Genomic DNA, 21,139 nt, shown 5'->3' on the forward strand with positions numbered 1-21,139 from the left:
TTTTAGTAAAGTCAATGAGAATAAGGGGTTTGAGACTTACTTTTACAATATTATTGTAGTTAAAGTTTTACTAATATATCCATCTCACAAAAGCTTCCATTGCTGCATAATGTGATAATCCAAGCTGATGGTATAAATCTGCTGTTTCCCTGTTGCGATCTTCGGCGCGCTGCCAAAATTCCCTGCTGTCCGAACCCTGAAAAACGACTCCGTCTTTTTGTGATTGATGTTTAAAAATGCCTTTCCTTTTTTCCAGTACCTGATCCGGTCCCATTGGTACCGCCATCTCAATTTCATCTATTCCCCACTCCTGCCATGCGCCTCTGTAAAGCCAAACCCAGCAATCTTTCATGAAATCTTTTGTTTTCAATCGTTTTACTGCTTCAAAAATTGCATCCAAACATACTTTATGGGTACCATGCGGATCCGCCAAATCTCCTGCTGCGTATATCTGATGAGGTTTTATCTTCTCAATCAAATCCATAGTTATCCTGATGTCTTCTTCTCCTAATGGTTTTTTCTCAATCGTACCTGTTTCATAAAATGGAAGCTCCATAAAATGGATCCGGCTATCCGGTAATCCCACAAAATGACATGTAGCCTGGGCTTCTCCTTTTCGTATCAGGCCTTTAATATTTCTTACTTCAGGAATATCAGTTTCGCTGTTTTTTTTATTCTTAAGAAATGCAACCGATTTATTGTAGATATCATTAGCTTCCGTACTTGCAATTCCAAATTTATCATTGTAATCACACACAAAACCTGCGAATCGTAATGCTTCATCATCTGCTACAGCAATATTTCCAGAAGTCTGATAGCCAATATGTACTTCATGACCCTGTTCATGTAAGCGTTTGAAGGTTCCTCCCATACTTATAATGTCGTCGTCCGGATGTGGACTAAAAATAAGAACCCGTTTTTTAGCCGGTTCCGCTCTTTCAGGGCGTTTACTGTCATCGGCATTGGGTTTTCCACCCGGCCATCCGGTAATGGTGTTTTGCAGTTTATTGAAAATTTTAATATTAATATCATATGCGGGACCTAAGTCTGCAAGCAAATCACTCATCCCGTTCTCAATATAATCGGCATCTGTCAACATTAGTATTGGTTTTTTTAAATGCAAAGCCAAACCTAAAACAGCTTTTCGTATAAGTGTATCTGTCCAATTCACATTTTCAACCAGCCATGGTGTGTTGATACGGGTCAATTTTGAAGCTGCCGATTTATCCAGTACAAAAGTGGTATTATTATGTTCCTGCAGAAAAGAGGCGGGAACCAGATTTGTCACAGGACCTTCGACAGAAGATTTAATTATATTCGATTTTCCTTCGCCCCAAGCCAGCAGTATAACTCTTTTGGCTTCCATAATCTTTTTTACACCTAAAGTAATCGCAGTTCTTGGCGTATTATTCAAACCTGAAAAATCCTTACTTGCAGCTACCCGCGTAATATGATCCAGGGCAACTAAACGGGTTTTTGAATTTTGCAGCGATCCGGATTCATTAAATCCAATATGACCGTTACCGCCAATTCCTAAAATTTGTAAGTCAAGACCTCCCAGCGCTTCAATCTTAGTTTCATAATTGCTGCAGTAATCCCCTATCGCTTCTTTCGATAAAGTACCATCCGGAATATGAACATTTTCCGGCAAAATATCTATATGATTAAATAACAGTTCTTTCATAAACCGAACATAGCTATTTATAGAATCCGGCTCCATTGGATAATATTCATCTAAATTGAATGATACTACGTTTTTAAAACTCAGTCCTTCTTCTTTATGAAGGCGAACCAGCTCCGCATATAAGCTTTTTGGACTCGATCCCGTAGCCAGGCCTAATATGCATAATTGTTTTTGGGCCTGTTTTTCTCTTATTAAACCTGCTATTTCATTAGCTACTGATTTGGAAGCTATCACTGAATTTTCATAAACTACAGTTCCTATATTCTCAAATCTCTTTTCAAAACTTGTTGCTTTGTCTATGTCGCTTTTTAACATCGCTTTTATTTTATTTATTGATTAAATATTTTGTAAATTCCTAATAACCTGAGTTCGATATAAAATCTATTGTTCCAAAAATCAATTTTATATGGAGCGTTCCTACGGAACTGCTTTCATCATTACTGGTTATCAACGGATTAAAATCCGTCGCTATAATATGTAGTGAGCCTATGGCTCTTTTATGCTAAAGCTCCTGAGGAACAATTCGTTTTGCAGCAACGGTTTTAATCCGTTGAAATATTCTATGATGAATTTTAAGGAGTTCCGTAGGAACGATTCATCTATGAATAATTTAAATTTTGAGGTAAATAAATCTTGTATCGAACTCAGTTTAATACATTTCTTTGCTTTGGCACCATTTAATTTCCCATTGCTTTATTGATTCTCTTACTTTCAATTCATCAAATGAGGTATTATTGACTACTGATTCTCTTTGCGCCTGTAAAAACATTTTCCATCTTGGCCAATAAAAACCTTTGTACATCCCACGCCATGATCTGGAAGCATAATCATTCAGGTGACCTTCTCCTCCCCAAAGTGTTATTAATGTTTTTGCATTTTTTACGTACAGTTTGGATACCTCAGGAGAACTTCCATAATCTGAAGCAGATTTTAACCAATTATTCAGGCTGTTCAAAGGCTGCCCGGAAAGCATATTATCTATATCCAAAGCCTGTTTCTCTATTTTTTTAAATAATTCGTCAGCTTTCTTTATATCTTTCAACTCATATGCGGTAACACATTCTATCAATAAATCGTCAATACAAAGTGAATAATAGTGCCTTGACATATCCAGCAAATCATAAAAATAAAGGCTGTTTTTATTGAAGCTTTTGCTTTCTCTTTTCAAAATATCCAAAGCTTGTTTTAGCTTTTGCTTATCTCCGGGATTCCCTTTAAATTCTGTTATTTTTAGAGTAGGTCTTTTAAAAAACAAATAAGCTCCGGCCCTGTCGTCCCACCAGCGTGTTTCCCAATATTTAGTACTGTAAACTGATTCGATTAACAATTTCCAGGCTTGAAAAACAGGGGTAGAAATATTTTTTCCGTATCTGGCACTCAAATATTTATTTAGCCAGTCATTTACAGATTCCTTTCCCTGACTCCATGGAAGATCATAAATATACTCGTAAACTATGGAGTTGTTATTTAAACCTTCCGGCATTACTCCGTAGCCAACAACATTTCCTTTATTAGAATTTCCTAATAAGTGTGTGAGTTCATTTTTGTAGAAATTTAAATCTCCATAAACAGGATTCGATCCTCCATAATTATGTACATAACCATACGTCCATTGTTTTCCGTAGAAAGCTTCTTGCTTCTCCCATACTTTATGCCTGTCGTTTGCATAATCCTGAATCATCATCCTGTCATTTGGCACTTTACTAAGAAAAGCTTTAGTGGCTTCTTTTGTCCAAAACTCTTTATTATCTCCAAAAAGCCACCCCTGCATAACCCAGGTAGCGTCTGGTGAAGCTTCATTAATAGTTTCAAAAATGGTTTTTCCATAATCTGACAGTTCTTCATATTTATGTTCCTTAGAAACTGGAGGCGTAATTTCATTAAAAGCATCGGCTAAATAAAAATCAGCTTGGCCGTATAATTTTGTGTAGATTTCTATAAAACGTTTTCCTATTTCCTTAAACAAAGGGTCATTAGCATCCAACAGGTAAGTACTTTCAAAACCTCCTCCTGACCAGGATTTTAATTCGCTGATTTTTGAGCCCGGATGTTTCTCTGCAAATGCTTTTGGCACATAACCACTAAAGGCGGGTACAACAGGATGCATTCCTAAAGCTCTCATTCTTTGCAATATTTTCTTCTGAACATTTTCTTTTTTATTGATCCATTCTTGTGGTAATGGTCCTTCCAGACTGTTTATATTCCCCATTCTTTGCCATGGCAAAAATGCAGGCCCAGTAAAATGTGCTTGTAACTGACTGTCTGTTAATCCATACTCTTTCCATAATTGCTGCCAGACTGCTTCTTGTCCTTCCATTGCTGTAGGCAGGTTAACACCGTGAAGCGCCATCCAGTCTATTTCCTGTTCCCAGCGCTCCCAATCCCACCATGGAGTAGTATAACCGAAAGTACAAGCGTTTAAATATTCCCTGTATTTAAATGGTGTAGATTGCTTTTTTGAATACTTTGGCCAGGCCTTTGGCAAGTCGATTCTGTTTCCTTCCCAACTAACCAAAACTGCTCCAATATCCCTAAGAAAAGTATAGGCCGCATAACAAATTGCGGTATTAGATGTTGCCTGAATTTTTACCCGATTCCCTGTTGCTTCTACTTCAAACCAATCCGAATTGGTTTGATCTTTATTTTCAATAATACTTAATTCAAACTCATCCGCACGATTCCCAATAAGCCTCGCTAATACAGCCATTGAACTTTTTGTATTTTCCTCATTTTTACAATACGCATTAGGTGCCAAAAAAAATAGGATTGCAAAAAAAGCAATACTACTCCTTAAGGGTTTATAGTTTCTAATTTCCAAACTCTCTCTTCTCATATAGACGATATTTATATATTCATTAAAACATTTAGTTTAAAAAATAGACGCAAAAAATAGGGAGATTATTAATCTCCCCTTTACACTAACTCAAACTAAAACAAACTCAATAATCACTTAATATTTGTATTAAATATTTACATCCTACACTTTACTATTCCACTTTTGTCATCCGTAAATAAATTAGATACTTTAATTAAGATAAAATTATGAATAATGAATCTTTAAAAGATGGACGCATCATTCAAAACTATAGACATATTATCCATCTTTTATCCTGAAAGTTTCCGCAGTATCTGGCTGATTACAATGATTTATCACTTTTAACAGGCTGTATTGTCGACAAAATGAAGGAATTAGAGAAGATTATATTGAAAGCAAAAGGTGTATTTTTTTATAAGACAGGAACCAAATAAAGCAGACAATGAATTTATTTTTCTATAAAAACATAGAATACTAATAAATGTTAAAATTATTATAAAAAACTTAAGCTGTCTTATAAAATAAACTTTTTAGTATATTTTTGTCCTGTGAAATAGTAGTTATGATGTTGAGAAAAAAGCGGAAAGGGCAAAACAATTTATTATAGAAAAGCGGTTTCAAACTTTAATGAAAAGGAAGAATTTATTTTTTTTGACTAAAAATATACTTTTTAGTCTGTTTTAATTAACTATTTAATAAATCAAAAAATCAGTAAAACAGCTGAAAAAATATACTAAAAAGTCTAAAATAAATTAAACTAATCAATAAAATTAAAAAACATGAAACAAACAATTTTAATAACAGGCGCATCATCAGGTTTTGGTTTGCTAATTGCAAACGAGCTGCACAAAAAAGGTTACAACGTAATTGGTACAAGCAGAAACCCTGAAAAGTATACATCATTACCATTCAAAATGATAGCTTTAGACCTTGCTTCAGAAGAATCAATAAACACTTTTTCCGAAAGAATTTTTAAAGAAATAAATCGCTTGGATATTCTTATCAACAATGCTGGCTTTTTAGTGTCGGGTATTGCAGAAGAAACACCCATAGAGTTAGGAAGGCAACAATTAGAGACCAACTTTTGGGGAACTATCAAGGTAACTAACGCTGTATTGCCTTATTTTAGAAAACAAAGATTTGGTAAAATAATAACGGTAGGTTCAATTGTAGGACTTGTTTCATTTCCTAATTCCGCTTACTATGCAGCTTCAAAACATGCATTGGAAGGGTATTTCAAAGCTTTACGATATGAGTTGAATGAGTTTAATATTCGTGTTGCCATGATTGAACCTGGCGCCTTTAAAACAAGCATTTTAGATAATTCATCATCACCTTTAACGAAAATTGAAGATTACAATACGCTAAGGAATAAAATTGAAAAATATACAAATTTCATAGTAGAACAAGCAGAGGATCCTGCAATGGTTACGGCAAAAGTGCTTAAAGTAGTTGAAACAGATAAGCCTAAATTTAGAAATTTGGTTGGAAAAGGTTTGTCTGTGTTAATTACTTTACAACATTTTGCTTATGGGATGTTAGAAAAAACAATTCTCAAACAATTAAACAAATCTTAAAATTCAGATACTGAAAGCATTCATCGTAAACATATAAAAAAATGAAAACAATAATCTTAAATGAAGCAGGTAGTGTTGATAATCTGCAATATATAGAAACCTCAAAGCCAACAATTAAAAGTGATGAAGTATTAGTAAAAACAATTTCATTAAGTGTCAACCCGGTTGATTATAAAGTAAGATCAAGTGATGGAGCATTAAATTGGATTCTCGGTGCAGACAGACCAGCAATTATAGGTTGGGATTTGTCAGGAACAATTGTTGAAGTTGGAGAAAATGTGACAGATTTCAAAATTGGTGATCCTGTTTTTGGAATGGCAAATTTCCCTGGAAAAGGAAATGCTTATGCCGAATTTGTTGCAGTACCATCAGCACATTTAACCTTAAAGCCTGTAAATATTTCTCATCAGGAAGCCGCAGCAGCTACACTTGCTGCACTTACGGCCTGGCAAACTTTAGTAAAAAAAGGAAAAGTAAAAAAAGGGGACAAAGTGTTAATTCACGCAGCATCAGGTGGTGTAGGACATTACGCTACACAAATCGCCAAACACCTTGGAGCTTATGTAATTGGTACTTCATCAGCAAAAAACAGAGAATTTGTTTTACAAAATGGAACAGATAAACATATAGATTATACAACAGAAAATTTTCAAGATCTGGTTACGGATGTTGATTTTGTGTTAGATACCATTGGAGGTGATACTATTTTAAAATCATTAGATATAACAAAACAAGGTGGAACAATTGTTTCAATTGCAAATAGCAATATTTCTAATGAAGAGCTTGAAAAAGCAAAATCAAAAGGTGTTGATTTATCATTTGCACTTGTAGCGTCATCAGGTGATGATATGTTGCAAATTGCACAGTTAATGGAAAAAGGCATATTGAAATCACACGTTTCCAAAACATTTTCTTTTGACGAGATGAGTGAGGCTCATTTGTATTTAGAAAAAGGCAGAACTGTTGGTAAAATTGTAGTAAATATTTAAGTTAAACAAAGCATTGCCATAAAAACAAATAAATAGATTTTAAAAAATAAAATACATGAAAAAAACAGTTAATGCTTTAGTAGTGCTAAGTATTATTACAGTATTATTATTAGGGATTAAAAATATGTTTTTCCCTTCAGATACATTAGAATTGTATGGTATAGATTTAAAGGGAGCATTAATCCATAATACCTTTCGGGGACCAATAAGCGGTACACTTATAGGAATTGGATTGATGTTACTTATGGGTTTGCGAACTAAAAATAAAACTTGGTATCAATCTTCTCTATTGCTTATATCAGTAATACTTTTTGGCAGAATATACAGCATTATAGTTGATGGCTGGTCAGATGCATTAATGCCGCCAATAGTAGTAGAAGTTTTTTTAATTGTTGTATTGTATTTTGCTTCTAAACAATTGGATGTTTCTAAAAAATAAATTTAACAAGTAAGATATTTTAATGTTTTATCTGTAAAAAAATATGACTAAATCACGTTTCGCCAATTCTACAAAGAGATAATTAAATTACATCAAACGGGGTAATTTTCAAATAATAAAAACATGAAAAAAGTATATTTAACGCTAATACTACTAACTATAACAATTTCTAATGTGGTAGCCCAAAATACTCCTTCAGATAAAATAGTAGGTCTTTGGATGAGTCAGGAAAAAGATGGGAAAATTGAGATTTACAAATCTAATAATAAATATTTCGGAAAATTAATATGGGGAAAGACCATGTATGAAGCTGATGGGGTCACCTCTAAAAAAGACGACAAAAACAAAGATAAAAACCTTAGGTCCCGCAAACTTAAAGACCTGATCATACTTACGGATTTTGTTTACCGGGATGGTGTTTGGGATGACGGCGAAATTTATGATGCCTACAGTGGTAAAACATATAGCTGTACAATGAAACTAACAAACGGGAAACTCAACATTAGGGGGTATATTGGTATCTCTTTATTGGGAAGAACTGCTATTTGGGAAAAAGTAAAATAATTATCTAACTGTTTAAGTGTAATTCAAAACAGGTGTCAGGCTGAGCGGAGTCGAAGCCCTTTCCTCCTCTAAGTTTATCCTGAGCGAAACCGAATGGACTCAGAATGAAAATGGCAAAAATTATCCTCTCAGGATCACTAAGCAAAGCTTCGGAGAAATCTGAGGCTTTCTTTTTGTCTTTTATTTCTAAATCTTCTGCAACTTTAAAATTAAAAATAAATGATATATTAGCTAAACATTTTAAGTACTGATATAAATCTATTTAACAAAACAACTAAATTCCCATGACCAAAAAAATATTAATTTTAGTTGGGTTTATTATTTTAAAATTTGTTTTGCAATATGTTTTGCTAAGTCCCGAATATGATTTGCAGCGTGATGAATATCTGCATCTCGATCAGGCTCATCATTTAGCCTGGGGATATTTATCAGTTCCTCCGGTAACTTCGTGGGTTTCTTATATTATATTTTTACTCGGAAATTCTGTTTTCTGGATTAAGTTCTTCCCTGCCCTTTTTGGAGTCTTAACACTTATTATTGTTTGGAAAACTATTGAAATACTCAAAGGCAATCTATATGCCTTAATTTTAGGTGCAACTTGTATTGTGTTTTCATCATTGCTTAGAATCAATATGTTGTACCAGCCCAACTCACTAGATGTATTGTGTTGGACAGCTTTTTATTATGTTGTCATTTTATACATCACTACCGAAAAAGCAAAATGGTTGTATGTAGCCGCTGTGGTTTTCGCTTTTGGTTTTCTGAATAAATACAACATTCTTTTCCTGCTTATTGGCCTCTTGCCTGCTCTTTTGCTTTCTGGCCAAAGGCGCATTTTAGCAGAGAAAAATCTGTATTTCGCTTTAACTATCGGATTGGTATTAATTCTGCCGAATCTTTTATGGCAATACAACAATCAATTTCCGATTGTTCATCATATGAAAGAACTGGCCGAAACACAATTGGTCAATGTTGATCGTATAGGCTTTTTGAAAGAACAAATATTATTTTTTATCGGATCACTTCTGGTTATTCTTTCAGCTTTATATGCGTTGTTGTTTTACAAACCTTTCTCGAAATATAAATTCTTCTTTGCTACTATAATTTTTACACTTATTGTTTTTTTATATTTCAAAGCCAAAGCGTATTATGCAATTGGTTTATATCCTGTTTATATTGCTTTCGGAGCTGTTTTTCTTTCCAATGTGATGAATACGGATTGGAAACGTTATTTACAACCTGTATTTATAATCATTCCGCTATTGTTTTTTATACCGATGTACAATTTGGCTTTCCCAAACAAAAGTCCGGAATATATAGTAAACCACTCAGAAAAATACAAAAAACTGGACATGCTTCGTTGGGAAGATGGAAAGGATCATGCCCTGCCGCAAGATTTTGCTGACATGTTGGGATGGAAGGAACTTGCCCGAAAAACTGATTCTGTTTATGCTGCCTTATCAAATAAAAAAGAAACAATAGTACTTTGCGACAATTATGGTCAGGCCGGAGCCATCAATTATTATACAAAAAAAGGAATTAAAGCCGTTTCTTTTAATGCCGATTATGTGAATTGGTTTAATCTTGATGTGAAATATAAAAACCTAATCAGGGTTAAAGAATATGAAGAAGTCAGCAATGAGCTTAAAGAAACCAGTCCGTACTTTCAATCTTCTTCTATTGCCGGCGAAATAAAAAATAAATATGCCCGGGAATACAAAACCACTATTTTTGTCTTTACCGGAGCTAAAATCAATATCAATAAAAGAATAGAACAGGAAATCAAAGAAGAAAAAAATTATCATTAAAAAATATAAAAACAGAAGCACCTCCATTACAAAGGATTATACACTTAATCTCTTTTCCTCAAAAAAAACCGGTAATTTCTTTGCAAAACTGTATTTACTGCGTATCTTTGCACCCGAAACATCGCGGGATAGAGCAGTAGGCAGCTCGTCGGGCTCATAACCCGAAGGTCACAGGTTCGAGTCCTGTTCCCGCTACTAAGCAAAGCTTCAGAGAAATCTGGAGCTTTTTTTATTATATCTTGTTATGTTCATAAGCAGGACGTTTTCTCCAGCATGAAATCACCGGCAGCTATTGTTACAACATAAAGTTTGTACCAAATTGTGTGAATTTTGATATTCGACCATCATATTTATTTCTGGTACTTCCGCCTTTTACTACCTTTTCTTCCTGAATTACAGATTCAACTCTAATGTATATAGAAAATCCAACATCAGGTTTTTCCATAAAATCTTTTTTATTCTCTTTTTTTAGAATAAAGTTATTTTCATAAAGATGCGGATCATTATTTTTAACTGCTTTACTATATACTGTTATAGATTGTCCACCACTTTGAGTATTAGAAATGAACTTTTCCAAATAGTCAATTGTGTAATCTAATTCCCCAATAAATTGATTTATGTAAAAACCCATAAAAATTGGTTTTTTAATTTTATCATAATATCTGATCTTAAATGCTTTTTCTAATATTGCTATGAAAACTGGATCAAACTCTTCAGTTACATCATTGTTAACTTTCGCTAGCAGATTTTTGAGTAAATTAAATCTGTCAAAATGGTAATTATACCTTTCTCTTTCTTTAAGATTAAAGACAATTACAGCTTTCAAATATTTTTCTACAGCTGTACTCGCAAGATTCAGTCCTTGAACTATGAAATGGTTATTAAGTAAAAAGCGAGCTGCAATATAATCTCGATATCCAAGTTCAGTAAGCGAATATCCATTGGATAACTTTTCCATGTAAGTAATTGATCTATCCATAATGTTACGTTTTATAATTTATAAAATCAATCATATAAAAATTACTGATTAATGATCCAAAGATATTTAAGTAGTATGCAGTGATTTTGCGTAGTTCAAGAATATTTTCTAAAACAGTTACAAGATTTATTAGCAAAGCTTGAAGAAAAAAAATTATAAAAGCAACTTCAATAGGATTATTAAAAAAATCCCTATGGCGTGAGCGTCCTGCTCGTGTCAGATTTTTTTTAGGACAAGACATTTTTAGCTTTCCTCTACAATTTCTACAAGATTTCTATTTCTGTCAAACCTTGCAACAATCAAATATTGTGTTAAATAATCATTTATTGTATAATCAAAAACGCCATAACTTCCTGAATCTTCCGGGTAAATCCCTATCCTTTTTAAATGAATTTTATCAAACATTATTTTTGTTTGCGTTTCTGAATCTTCAAAACTATTAATTCCTAAGATTTTCAATCCTTCACTATCTAATTCTTTTAAATGGTGTGCGATATAATCTTTGACAACATTTCCGGTATTAAATTCTTCAATTATTTTATTTTTTGCAATTATTTCGAATTCGGATAGCTTTTGTAGAAAATCTACAGCTTTTTTTATGGTTTTCAAAGGAACTGATTCTTCATAGAAATTTAAATCTAATGAAATCAACATTCCATTAATTTCAACAGAAACATTATATAATTCTTCTGTCTTATTAATATCTATTTCTTTGAAATAAGGAAAATCAACTAAAAGAGGTTTTTTACTTTTGAATTGGAATAAGTTTTTAAAGAAGTCCATTTTAAAAATTTAGTTATGTTAATATTATATCTAACTTATTCATATTTGTAACAAAATCATACAAAATCAACCAAATTAGGGTAAATATACATGATAAATACCACACATTATTTATTTTCAAATATATAGCTTTTTCATTACGAATCATCAAAAGGGCTTTTAATTTGACGGATGCTTTTGGTAATTATATGGATAGATATCCAAAGAAAAAATTAAGATGCGTATCCTATAATATTGTAATAATCTTCGAAAAACTGGTTAGATAATTGAATGCTTCCCGCTACTAAAACAACAAAAGCTTCAGAGAAATCTGGAGCTTTTGTTGTTTTTAACTATCTTTAAAACTCTTTTTGTCAACATTTCGTCGAGTTCACGAGCGGGACGCTCGCAACAGCAGGGGAAATTAATACAAAGTGTATTGAAGAAAGTTCTTAAAATAAATATTTAAATTATGAATAAAAAATTACAAACGATACACGAAAGACTTATAGCATGCGGATTAGGTAATTCTGTTAGAGTTTCAATTTTAAATCCAAATAGTGAGGCTGAATGTTTATTATGCTTTTTATTATTGACTGACAGATTCGATAATTTTGAAGAGTTATTACTTGCAATCAGGAATTGTTTAAGTGAAATTCCAGTTATTATAAGCGGTATTAATGATAGTAGAATAACTATTATGGCTGTTTAATATATCTCTGTTAAAATAAACAACAATCTATGAAACCAATTGATTTTATTGGAATTAAGAATTTTAGAGTATTCGATGACCAAGAAGGAATTTTTGAAGAACTTTCTTCGATCAATTTACTCACAGGCACAAATAATTCAGGTAAAAGTTCGATAATAAAATACCTTCAGATGCTTAAGAATAGTGTCGCTGGAAGTAAAATTCCCTTTGATTTGGATTTAAACGAGCAGGAACACTTCTTGGGAGATTTTGAAAATGTATTAAATAATACAGCTAATAGAAATATTGAAATTTCTCTACCTTTTACATTTTTAGGGATAACAACAATCTATTCAACACTTTCTTTTGAAATACCGTCACATAATGACAGTTACAATGGGCATCTGAGAAAAATTACGATAACTGATAAAAAAGATAATACTGATCTTTTTTCATTTTCCTATAGAGAAGCAACTGATTCAGAGAAAGATTCTCATTTAAAGAAACATCAGCTTAAAATGCAGGAGTATGAACAAAAAAAGAGCGCTGAAGAAGAAAAAACACTAGTAGAACAATTTCTTAATCCATCTTATTATATGTCGCCTTACAGTCCACTTATTGCATATATTGACTGGAGCATCAATGTGGAAAAATTAAGATATTATGTTAAGGGATTATTAGAGTTCTATGAAGTCTATTTAAAAAATAAACGAAATGAAAATTTTCTAGAGGGTGCTGATAAAGAATTGGAAAAAAAATCTTTTAGTGCTTCTTTTTTTATAAAGTCACTTAAAAGCGATATGTTGGTTGAATCTTGGAAAGCTTTCCTTGAAAGTGATTTTAGAACTGGGACAAAGCTTAGTGGACAGGAATCACTTCTGGAACATGACTTCCAGTCTGAAGAATACTTTTGGCCTGAGCCGCAAATTGAAGAAATATTACACTATCAGTCTATTGATATTTTAAATAAAAACCTAAACTGGAAAAATAATTCGGATCCAGAAAATGAATACTTTGTCATTTCTGAATGTTTTAAAAACAGTTACAAAGAACTCATTGGTAGAATTTCAACCATAAATTATCTTTCAACCGTTAAAGAAGAAAATTCGCGAATATACATTGGTACAAATAATTCAACTTTCACAAAATTATTAAAAGATTACAGCTCTCTTGACATTGATACCCAGTTTGTCAATGAATATCTAAAAGCTTTTGAGATCGGTGAAGAAATTGTAGTGAACTTTGAACGTAAACTTCAAATAATTAAAATTTCGATTAAGACTGATCAGTTTCACGCACGAGATCTGGTTGATTTTGGTTATGGAATTAAGCAGCTGATTCTGATTTTAATGCATATTGGGGTAATAGCGAAAAAAAACAAAAGGAGTAAAGAAATTAGCAATGACGAGGGTGATTATTACCCAAAAGATTATTATGTTCCCAGCCTACTTCTAATTGAAGAACCCGAAACAAACCTCCACCCGAAATGGCAGTCTTTGTTGGCAGAAATGTTTGTAAAGGCTAATAAATTATATAATATCCAGTTAGTAATTGAAACGCACAGCGAATATCTCATCAGAAAATTCCAGACCCTTACTGCGGAAGGAAAAATTAAGAGTAAGGGCGTCAAGATATTTTATCTAAGGGGAGCACAAAAAATAACAGAAGATAGAAAACAGATAGAAACTATTTTTATAGAGTCTGATGGAACAATAGATTATAAACTTTTTGACGACGGTTTCTTCGATGAAGCTGATAAATTGGAACTAAGTCTACTTAATGTTCAGAGAGACAATTTCTTCAGAGATTTTGAAGCACTGAAAGCAGATAAAGAGGATAACGAAAACAAAATAGTTGATTTACAGCTGAAGATCGACGAATTTACCAAAAAGGCTGATATAAGATTGTATCAAACATTGGTAAATGCAATTTTTATTAATTATTCAAAATTGTTACCAGACAGTCTACGGTATTTATCCACTGGTCAGTATCTTTATCACAATATCGATGACCATAGTGACTTTTCACCTGTGATCCTTCAATATGGACGGTCAGTTGAGAATGAATTATGCGGCTTATTCAGAAACATTAGTCATACAAGAAATTGGATGATCGGAGTCATGCAGGGTGCACTTGAAAGATTTAAATCTATAAGCACAACTATGCCTAACATCAGTTCTACAGAAGTTACATTACTGCAGGGGTTATTAGCAGCTACTTTTAATACCCCTCTCAGCTTAAAAATAGAACTGATCGATGATCTACGTGATAAAAGAAATGAAGCTGCACATCCTGGCCCCATGAGAACTAAGGTGGAAGCCCTTACTTACATGACCAAAACCGAAGATTTTCTCAAGAAGTGGATTGAATTAAAAAAATAAATATTTTTAGTGAGAGAAAAAAATTGAATAGGACTTTAATACCAAAAAATAGAAATTAGAATAGTACTTTAATTTATTTTGGTAAACAAAATGCAGAAATAATACAATAAGATAATTTAACTTATATAGCAGGCAGAATAGCTGTACATTTTGGATATTGTGAAAAAGACAGTATCAAGTTCTACAATTAGTCTATTTAACTAAAGATCTTTTAACACTGAATTGAGATGTTACCGATAAAAATTACGATACCCAAATTGCGAGATTTGGTTTTCATTTAGGCTATAGGTTATAAAAACAACAATTCAATAAAAACGTTTAAAAGCAGTTTCATAAGTGTATGAACTCATCATTTCTTGGAAACCTATATTTTTGAATTAATCATTATACACTTTCAATATCTTTAAATCATCAATAAAATGGTTCGAGAATTGTCCCGTTAGGGCTACAAGGTTAAAGAAAAAGCCTGAGAAATCTAGATTTCTCAGGCTTTTTTTATGGTCTCGATAAAATTTTTCGATTTTGTAAAATATAAAAAATCCAGTACTTGCAAGGTATGCTGACTTGATTTCAGCTTCCTTTAATTTCATTTGTAAAAAAAAGCAACCTGGGTATTAAAAAATTCTATTAACGTTCCGACTTCAAATTTATTTTCCCTTTCTGAAGTCCTTTACCTGTTACTTCCAATTGGATTGAACCTGCTGTTTTGATTGCTTTTACCAAAACTACAAGTTTACCGCTGAAAAGCTTCATATGATCCTGATGAAATATTTCTAGTGATGTCGCATCACCATTACATGCAGCTCTGTAAGTTGCAGCCCCTGTTACTTTAAACTGCAGTTCATTATCAGCTACAGGACATGGAATTCCATTTTTATCTACTACTGAAACTGTTACGAAAGAAATATCCTCGCCATCAGCCTTAATAATTTTTCGATCTGCATTGAGAACAATTTTATACGGATCGCCGGCTGTTTTAACCTCACTTTCGGCAGATTTTTTCCCATTTGAATCAAATGCTACGACTTTTACCGTTCCCGGCTCATATTTAACATCATTCCACATTAAACGGTAGCGGTTTTGCGGAGTAGAATTATTTTTTTTCTGAACTCCCATGCTTTTTCCGTTTACAAAAAGCTCTGCACTGTCATAGTTCGTGTAAACAAATACCGGAGTGATTTCTCCTTCTCTTCCTTTCCAGTTCCAGTGTGGCAGTATATGAAGCGTTTTATCATTCGTATTCCATCTGCTTCTGTAAAGATAAAAACGGTCTTTAGGAAGTCCTGCTAAATCTGAAATTCCAAAATAAGAACTTCTTGACGGCCATTTTTCATCATAAGGAGTAGGTTCTCCCAGATAATCAAAACCTGTCCAGACAAATTCTCCAATAACCCACGGTTTGTCATCCTGAAGCACAAAATCTTCATCAGGTACATTCGACCAGCTGCAGGCTTCGAGATCATACGAAGAACTTTGAAAATCATCGTATTGTTTATTCTTTTCCTGAACTACAGGAAACTTATAAATCCCTCTTGAACTCACTGTTGAAGCGGTTTCCGAACCTAAAATAAATCCTTGCGGGAATGCTTTATAAGCTTCTTCATAAAGATGAACCCTGTAATTCAATCCCGGAATATCCAGTAAAGATCCAAAACCGGACGCCATCGTTTGTTTTACCTGATCCATTCCGACAGTTACCGGACGTGTAGGGTCTTCCCTATGAAAAACATCCTGTAAAAATTTGGCTCTTGCCAAACCTTCTTTTCCGTATTGGTCAGGAACTTCATTTCCTGAACTCCACATTACAATGCAAGGATGATTTCGCGTGGCTCTCACTAAGTTTACAATATCTTTTTCTGCATATTCTTCAAAAAATCGATGGTATCCGTTTTCTACTTTTGGCTTTGCCCATTCATCAAAACTTTCTGCAAGGAACATAAATCCCATCTCGTCAGCCAATTCCAATTGTTCAAAAGAAGGCATATTATGAGAACTTCGGATGGCGTTACAGCCCATATCTTTTAAAATCGTGAGCTGTCTTTTAAGTGCCGCTTTGTTTACAGCTGCGCCAAGAGGCCCTAAATCATGATGAAGACAAACCCCTTTAAACTTGGTCACTTTACCATTAAGGCTAAATCCTACTTTTGGTTCGTATTTAATAAATCTGATACCAAACTTTATGTTTTGTTCGTCTTTTAATTTTCCGTCTGCTGCGTATAATTTGGTTACTGCTGTATACAAATAAGGCGTTTCGGGACTCCATAAATGAGGTTTGGCAACTTCCAACATCTGATGAAATTTTCCATCTTTCGTTTCTGTACTTTTTTGTGTTGCTACAACCTTGTTATTAGCATCCTTTATTTGGGTCACCATTGATACATTACTGCCATGAAATTCCGCTTTAATATCAACAACGGCATTATTCTCTTTCATATCAGGAGTTGTAATAAAAGTACCCCATTGGGTAAAACTTTCTTCCTCAGTTACAACAACACTAACTTTTCTGTAAAGACCGGCTCCGGGATACCATCTTGAAGAAAATGGCATATTAGTCAGTTTTACAGCCAATACATTTTCTGACCCTTCGATAAGATCATTGGTTATGTCAATAGAAAAATAACTGTAGCCATACCCCCAGCCTCCTATCTTTTTTCCATTTAAAAAAACCTGAGGTTCACTCATCGCTCCTTCAAAAATAAGGAGTACTTTCTTTCCTTTTTTAAACTCCGGAAGCGTAAATGTATTACGGTACCAGCCTGTTCCGATATGCGGAAGTGATCCGGTACGGCCTGTTTTTTCGGTTGGAATTTTTTCTCCGTTTTGTTCAATTGCCGAAACCTGTTTGTCCCATTCTTTATCAAAAGGTCCGTAGATAGCCCAGTCGTGAGGTACACTGACTTTTTCCCATTTCGAAACATCAAAATCTACAGCAAAGGCATCTCCTTTTACTTCTTTAGAAAAGCGCCAGTTATCTTTTAAAATAACAGTCTGTGACATCACTTTTCCAGACGAAAAAATCAATAGAGCTAAAAATAATATTGATTTAAAAATTAATTTCATTTTCATTTTGTTTTTACCATTACGAAATTAAGTCCATAAAGTTTAAATAACTTAATCTTTAATGGCAAAATTTTATCGTTTATCTAATTTTTGAAAGCATCCAATGCCGGAGATGGTTTTCCGTCAGGAAGCCAGGCGTTTAACTGATAACCACTCCAACTTTTTTCGCCTTGTGGTTCCCAGTAAATAACTCCTAAACCTTTATTATCAGGCACACTTTTTACGGCTTTTATAGTCGCTTCAAGCATTTCTTTAGTGTTTTGTTCTAATGTATAATCCCCACCGACTTCGACCACCATTACTTCTTTATTGTAGCGGGAAGCCATGTCTTTCAGATTATTTTCTAAATCTAAAATGGTACTTTGATAATCTGTTTTAATCCAATATGGATAATAGGACAAACCAATTACATCATATTTTACGTTATTCTCAGTAGCTTTATCAAAAAACCATCTGAATTTTTCGTTTTTGTTTCCTTCGTCCAGATGTACAATAACTTTAATTTTAGAATCTATAGCTTTCGTAGCATCATATCCTTTATTGAGCAATTGTGCCAGTTGAGCAAAATTGTCTGTATGTCCTTCCGGCCAAAGCATTCCGCTTGGAATTTCATTTCCAACCTGAACCCATTCCGGAGTAACTCCTGCATTTTTTAGCAATTTCAGCACATCGTACGTATGACTGTACACATCATTCAGTAATTCAGGAAAAGAATGTTTTGCCCAGGCTGCAGGTTTATTTTGTTTGCCCGGATCTGCCCAGGAATCGCTGTAATGAAAATCGATCATGATTCGCATTCCTAATTTTTGAGCGCGAACTGCCATGACAACCGTTTCTTCAGGACTGCAGTGTCCGCTGGCTTTATCATCATTTGGATTTACCCAAACACGTAACCTGATGGTATTTATTCCGCGGTCTTTTAATAATTGCAGACAGTCTTTTTGAGAACCGTCTGCATCATAAAATTTATAGCCTGTTGCTTCCATTTGTGGTAACCAGCCTACATCTGCTCCTTTTGAAAAAGAATCTTTCGGGCTTGCCATTTTAGATTTACATGAAGTAAATAAAACGGCAGTTATCATCAAAAAAGATATAATTTTACGTAATTTTTTCATGTTTTAGTCTTTGCTGAAAGCCTGCATTACTGATAGGGCATTATTATCAAAACTGTATAAAGCCTGGTTTTCAAAAGTAGAACCGCTTGTAGCCTGTTGCCCTTTGAAAGCAACCCACTCGCCTCCCCAATACGCAAAACCCTGTCCGTATTCTGATGCTTTTACCTGAGCTCTAACTGCCATTACAAAAGTTCTTTGCCCTGCCGGGGTAGCAGGATAATCCGGAACTAATTGATCAGCTGCACCTACAATATTATTGGTAAAGTCATTAAACGAAAGTGTAAAAGGATAAGCCGTTTCGGCAATCAGGACTCTTTTGCTGTATTTTTTTCCTAAAGCATCAAGAGTTGTTTTTATTTGATTGATGTCTTTTCCGTGCCAAACAGGATAGTATGATAATCCGATATAATCATAATCAATGGTTTTCATTTTGTTAAAAAACCAGTCTGTACCACCTGCATTTATACCCGCATAATGAATCATGATTTTGGTATTTGGGGCTTTTGCACGAACAGCTGCACTTGCTGTCTTTAAGATGTCAATACATTGTTGTTCGTTGCTAATTAAATTTCCCTGAGGCCATAGTAATCCGCTGTTGATTTCGTTTCCAATCTGAATAATATCAGGATTGATTTCGGTAATAATTTTGGATGTATAAGTTGAAACAGCCGTTTTTAAATCGGTAAAAGATAAATTTTTCCATTCTTCAGGAGTAGTCTGAACTCCAGGATCTGCCCAGTGATCAGAATAATGAACGGTAAGCCATACTCTAAGGCCTGATTGTTTGATTCTTTGAGCAAATTTTTTCACTTCAGCAAAACCTGAATGACCGTTTGAAGGATTGTTCCACAAACGGATTCGGACTGTATTACACCCCGCATTTCTAAGTGTGGTAAGCATGTCTTCTGCTTTACCGTTGCTGTAAAATTTAGTTCCGCGTTCTTCCATTTCCGGAAGGTAAGAAACATCCGAAGCTCTGATAAAAGTATCATCAGCAGCCGGCGGATCTACGATAGGCGTATCAGAAGAATCGTTATTTGAACAGGAAAACTGAATTGCCGTAATCATCAGCAATGCAATTATTGACAGGCGTTTTTTTATCTGTAAAATCATAATGATTGAAATTTATAAATTGTTTTTCTACTTAAAAAAGATTAAGAAGCCTCAAATAAGTTACCTGAGGCTTATCTTAACTTTTTGTCATTATTATTGAACAGCTATTAACATATAACGGTTATCGATATCATTAAACCAAATATCATATTTACCTGCTTTAATCTGAATATCAGCTCCTGAACTGTCACCAATCCAATTAGTATCAGCAAGGAATTTAAATTTACCGTCGGTTGTAAAAGTATAAGTGATTTTCCAGATATGAGGATTAAAAGCTGACTTAGTCATTGCAACACTGCTTCCCCAATTGTCTAATGGTGCAGCATCTCCAATTATACCTACTGTCGTGTAACTTGGCATAGTTCCGGTAAAAGGCGCAATTTTATAGGTAAGGTCCTTAATATTTAATTCAAAAGAGTAATAACCTGAAGCGCTTGTTGGGAAAACACCCGGATCAGCATCACCTTCAGTCGCTCTGTATTGTACTTTTTCTCCACTTGTGCCATACGCTGGAGCCCAGAAACCAACTTGTTCAATCAATTTAAAACCGTCTTTGTTTAAATAACCTGTGTAATAGTGTTTTGTATTGTCTGCGGGATCTCTGAAAATTGGCATAAGATTACTGGTAACACTCCATCCTGCTGCTGTTCCAGGCCCTATTAAGTATAAGTCAACCGGAGGTGTCACGCCTTGGTAAGGAGTTACTACAATGGTAATGATGTCTGAGAATTTTGGTTCTGAACCCGTTGTTCCTACTGTAGATTTAATTCTTACATCAATAGTACCTTCAACACCAGGTTCTAATCCAAAATCTAGTGCTTTTGCATTCAGCTCTGAAACAGAAACGGTTGCATTTGTTGAAGTAGAAGTTGTAATATCAACCGGTGCGGCAAACTCAGTATCGCTAACAGCAAATTGTAATGTGTAGCTTACAACGGTTGGTGTTCCGTAGCTTACTTTTTCCCAGGTTACAGTCAGCGCAGTATTGTTTGGCGTTTCTTTATTAAGAATTGTAGAAGAACCCGCTTCTGGTGTGATGATTGCGAAAGCCGCTTCCTGAGGTTCCAAAATCATTAAATTCTCTTCGTTTTCACAAGACCATAATCCTGTAAGCATTGCAATTGCTATGAATATTTTATATATATTTTTCATTTTCTTATCG

15 protein-coding genes and 1 tRNA gene are annotated in these 21,139 nt (G+C 33.9%); 8 read left to right on the top strand and 8 right to left on the bottom strand.

The features are described 5' to 3' along the window. Positions 1-70: 70 nt before the first annotated feature. On the bottom strand, positions 71-1,999 hold the full coding sequence (gene nagB, locus PMI10_RS07845; protein WP_007806440.1) for a glucosamine-6-phosphate deaminase: 1,929 nt from the start codon (positions 1,997-1,999) through the stop codon (positions 71-73). Positions 2,000-2,333: 334 nt separating this feature from the next. Beyond that, entirely contained in the window at positions 2,334-4,517 is a 2,184-nt protein-coding gene (locus PMI10_RS07850) for an alpha-N-acetylglucosaminidase (protein WP_007806442.1), read from the bottom strand. 761 nt (positions 4,518-5,278) lie between these two features. Here PMI10_RS07850 and PMI10_RS07855 point away from each other — a divergent pair. The 6 genes from PMI10_RS07855 to PMI10_RS07880 all read left to right on the top strand — a co-directional run bounded on the left by PMI10_RS07855 (position 5,279) and on the right by PMI10_RS07880 (position 10,071). Next, complete coding sequence (locus tag PMI10_RS07855; protein ID WP_007806444.1) at positions 5,279-6,076, top strand: SDR family oxidoreductase; 798 nt, start codon at positions 5,279-5,281, stop codon at positions 6,074-6,076. A gap of 41 nt (positions 6,077-6,117) precedes the next feature. Continuing rightward, the gene (locus PMI10_RS07860) at positions 6,118-7,065 is read left to right on the top strand and encodes an NADP-dependent oxidoreductase (protein WP_007806447.1); all 948 of its coding nucleotides are present in this window, start codon (positions 6,118-6,120) and stop codon (positions 7,063-7,065) included. A 55-nt stretch (positions 7,066-7,120) separates the two neighbouring features. Further along, positions 7,121-7,504 carry a DUF4345 family protein gene (locus PMI10_RS07865; protein ID WP_007806448.1) on the top strand — a complete coding sequence of 128 codons (384 nt, stop codon included), beginning with the start codon at positions 7,121-7,123 and terminating at the stop codon, positions 7,502-7,504. Between the two features lie 123 nt (positions 7,505-7,627). Further along, positions 7,628-8,068 (top strand): DUF2147 domain-containing protein, encoded by a 441-nt coding sequence (locus PMI10_RS07870; RefSeq protein ID WP_007806450.1) that lies wholly within the window; start codon positions 7,628-7,630, stop codon positions 8,066-8,068. Positions 8,069-8,352: 284 nt separating this feature from the next. Continuing rightward, positions 8,353-9,876, top strand: coding sequence for a glycosyltransferase family 39 protein (locus PMI10_RS07875; RefSeq protein ID WP_007806451.1), 1,524 nt, complete (start codon positions 8,353-8,355; stop codon positions 9,874-9,876). A gap of 122 nt (positions 9,877-9,998) precedes the next feature. Next, positions 9,999-10,071, top strand: a tRNA-Met gene (locus PMI10_RS07880). Between the two features lie 100 nt (positions 10,072-10,171). Here PMI10_RS07880 and PMI10_RS07885 read toward each other — a convergent pair. Together PMI10_RS07885 and PMI10_RS07895 are read right to left on the bottom strand one after the other, a co-directional pair. Further along, positions 10,172-10,855: a hypothetical protein gene (locus PMI10_RS07885; protein ID WP_007806453.1), complete on the bottom strand. Its 684-nt coding sequence runs from the start codon at positions 10,853-10,855 to the stop codon at positions 10,172-10,174. 243 nt (positions 10,856-11,098) lie between these two features. After that, a complete protein-coding gene (locus PMI10_RS07895) occupies positions 11,099-11,638 on the bottom strand; it encodes a DUF2004 domain-containing protein (RefSeq protein ID WP_007806457.1) in 540 nt (179 codons plus the stop codon). A gap of 451 nt (positions 11,639-12,089) precedes the next feature. On the opposite strand from PMI10_RS07895, the gene PMI10_RS07900 reads away from it, so the two are divergent. Both PMI10_RS07900 and PMI10_RS07905 read left to right on the top strand, forming a co-directional pair. After that, positions 12,090-12,329, top strand: a complete 240-nt coding sequence (locus tag PMI10_RS07900) for a hypothetical protein (RefSeq protein WP_007806459.1) — start codon at positions 12,090-12,092, stop codon at positions 12,327-12,329. Between the two features lie 29 nt (positions 12,330-12,358). After that, entirely contained in the window at positions 12,359-14,689 is a 2,331-nt protein-coding gene (locus PMI10_RS07905; protein ID WP_007806461.1) for an AAA family ATPase, read from the top strand. A gap of 627 nt (positions 14,690-15,316) precedes the next feature. Here PMI10_RS07905 and PMI10_RS07915 read toward each other — a convergent pair. The 4 genes from PMI10_RS07915 to PMI10_RS07930 all read right to left on the bottom strand — a co-directional run bounded on the left by PMI10_RS07915 (position 15,317) and on the right by PMI10_RS07930 (position 21,129). Continuing rightward, the gene (locus PMI10_RS07915) at positions 15,317-17,749 is read right to left on the bottom strand and encodes a DUF4982 domain-containing protein (protein ID WP_007806464.1); all 2,433 of its coding nucleotides are present in this window, start codon (positions 17,747-17,749) and stop codon (positions 15,317-15,319) included. An 83-nt stretch (positions 17,750-17,832) separates the two neighbouring features. After that, positions 17,833-18,864, bottom strand: coding sequence for a glycoside hydrolase family 53 protein (locus PMI10_RS07920; RefSeq protein ID WP_035631557.1), 1,032 nt, complete (start codon positions 18,862-18,864; stop codon positions 17,833-17,835). Between the two features lie 3 nt (positions 18,865-18,867). Then, entirely contained in the window at positions 18,868-19,977 is a 1,110-nt protein-coding gene (locus PMI10_RS07925) for a glycoside hydrolase family 53 protein (protein ID WP_007806468.1), read from the bottom strand. A gap of 93 nt (positions 19,978-20,070) precedes the next feature. After that, complete coding sequence (locus tag PMI10_RS07930) at positions 20,071-21,129, bottom strand: SusE domain-containing protein (protein ID WP_007806470.1); 1,059 nt, start codon at positions 21,127-21,129, stop codon at positions 20,071-20,073. Positions 21,130-21,139: the final 10 nt, after the last annotated feature.

The organism is Flavobacterium sp. CF136 (genome assembly GCF_000282055.1).
Lineage (GTDB): Bacteria > Bacteroidota > Bacteroidia > Flavobacteriales > Flavobacteriaceae > Flavobacterium.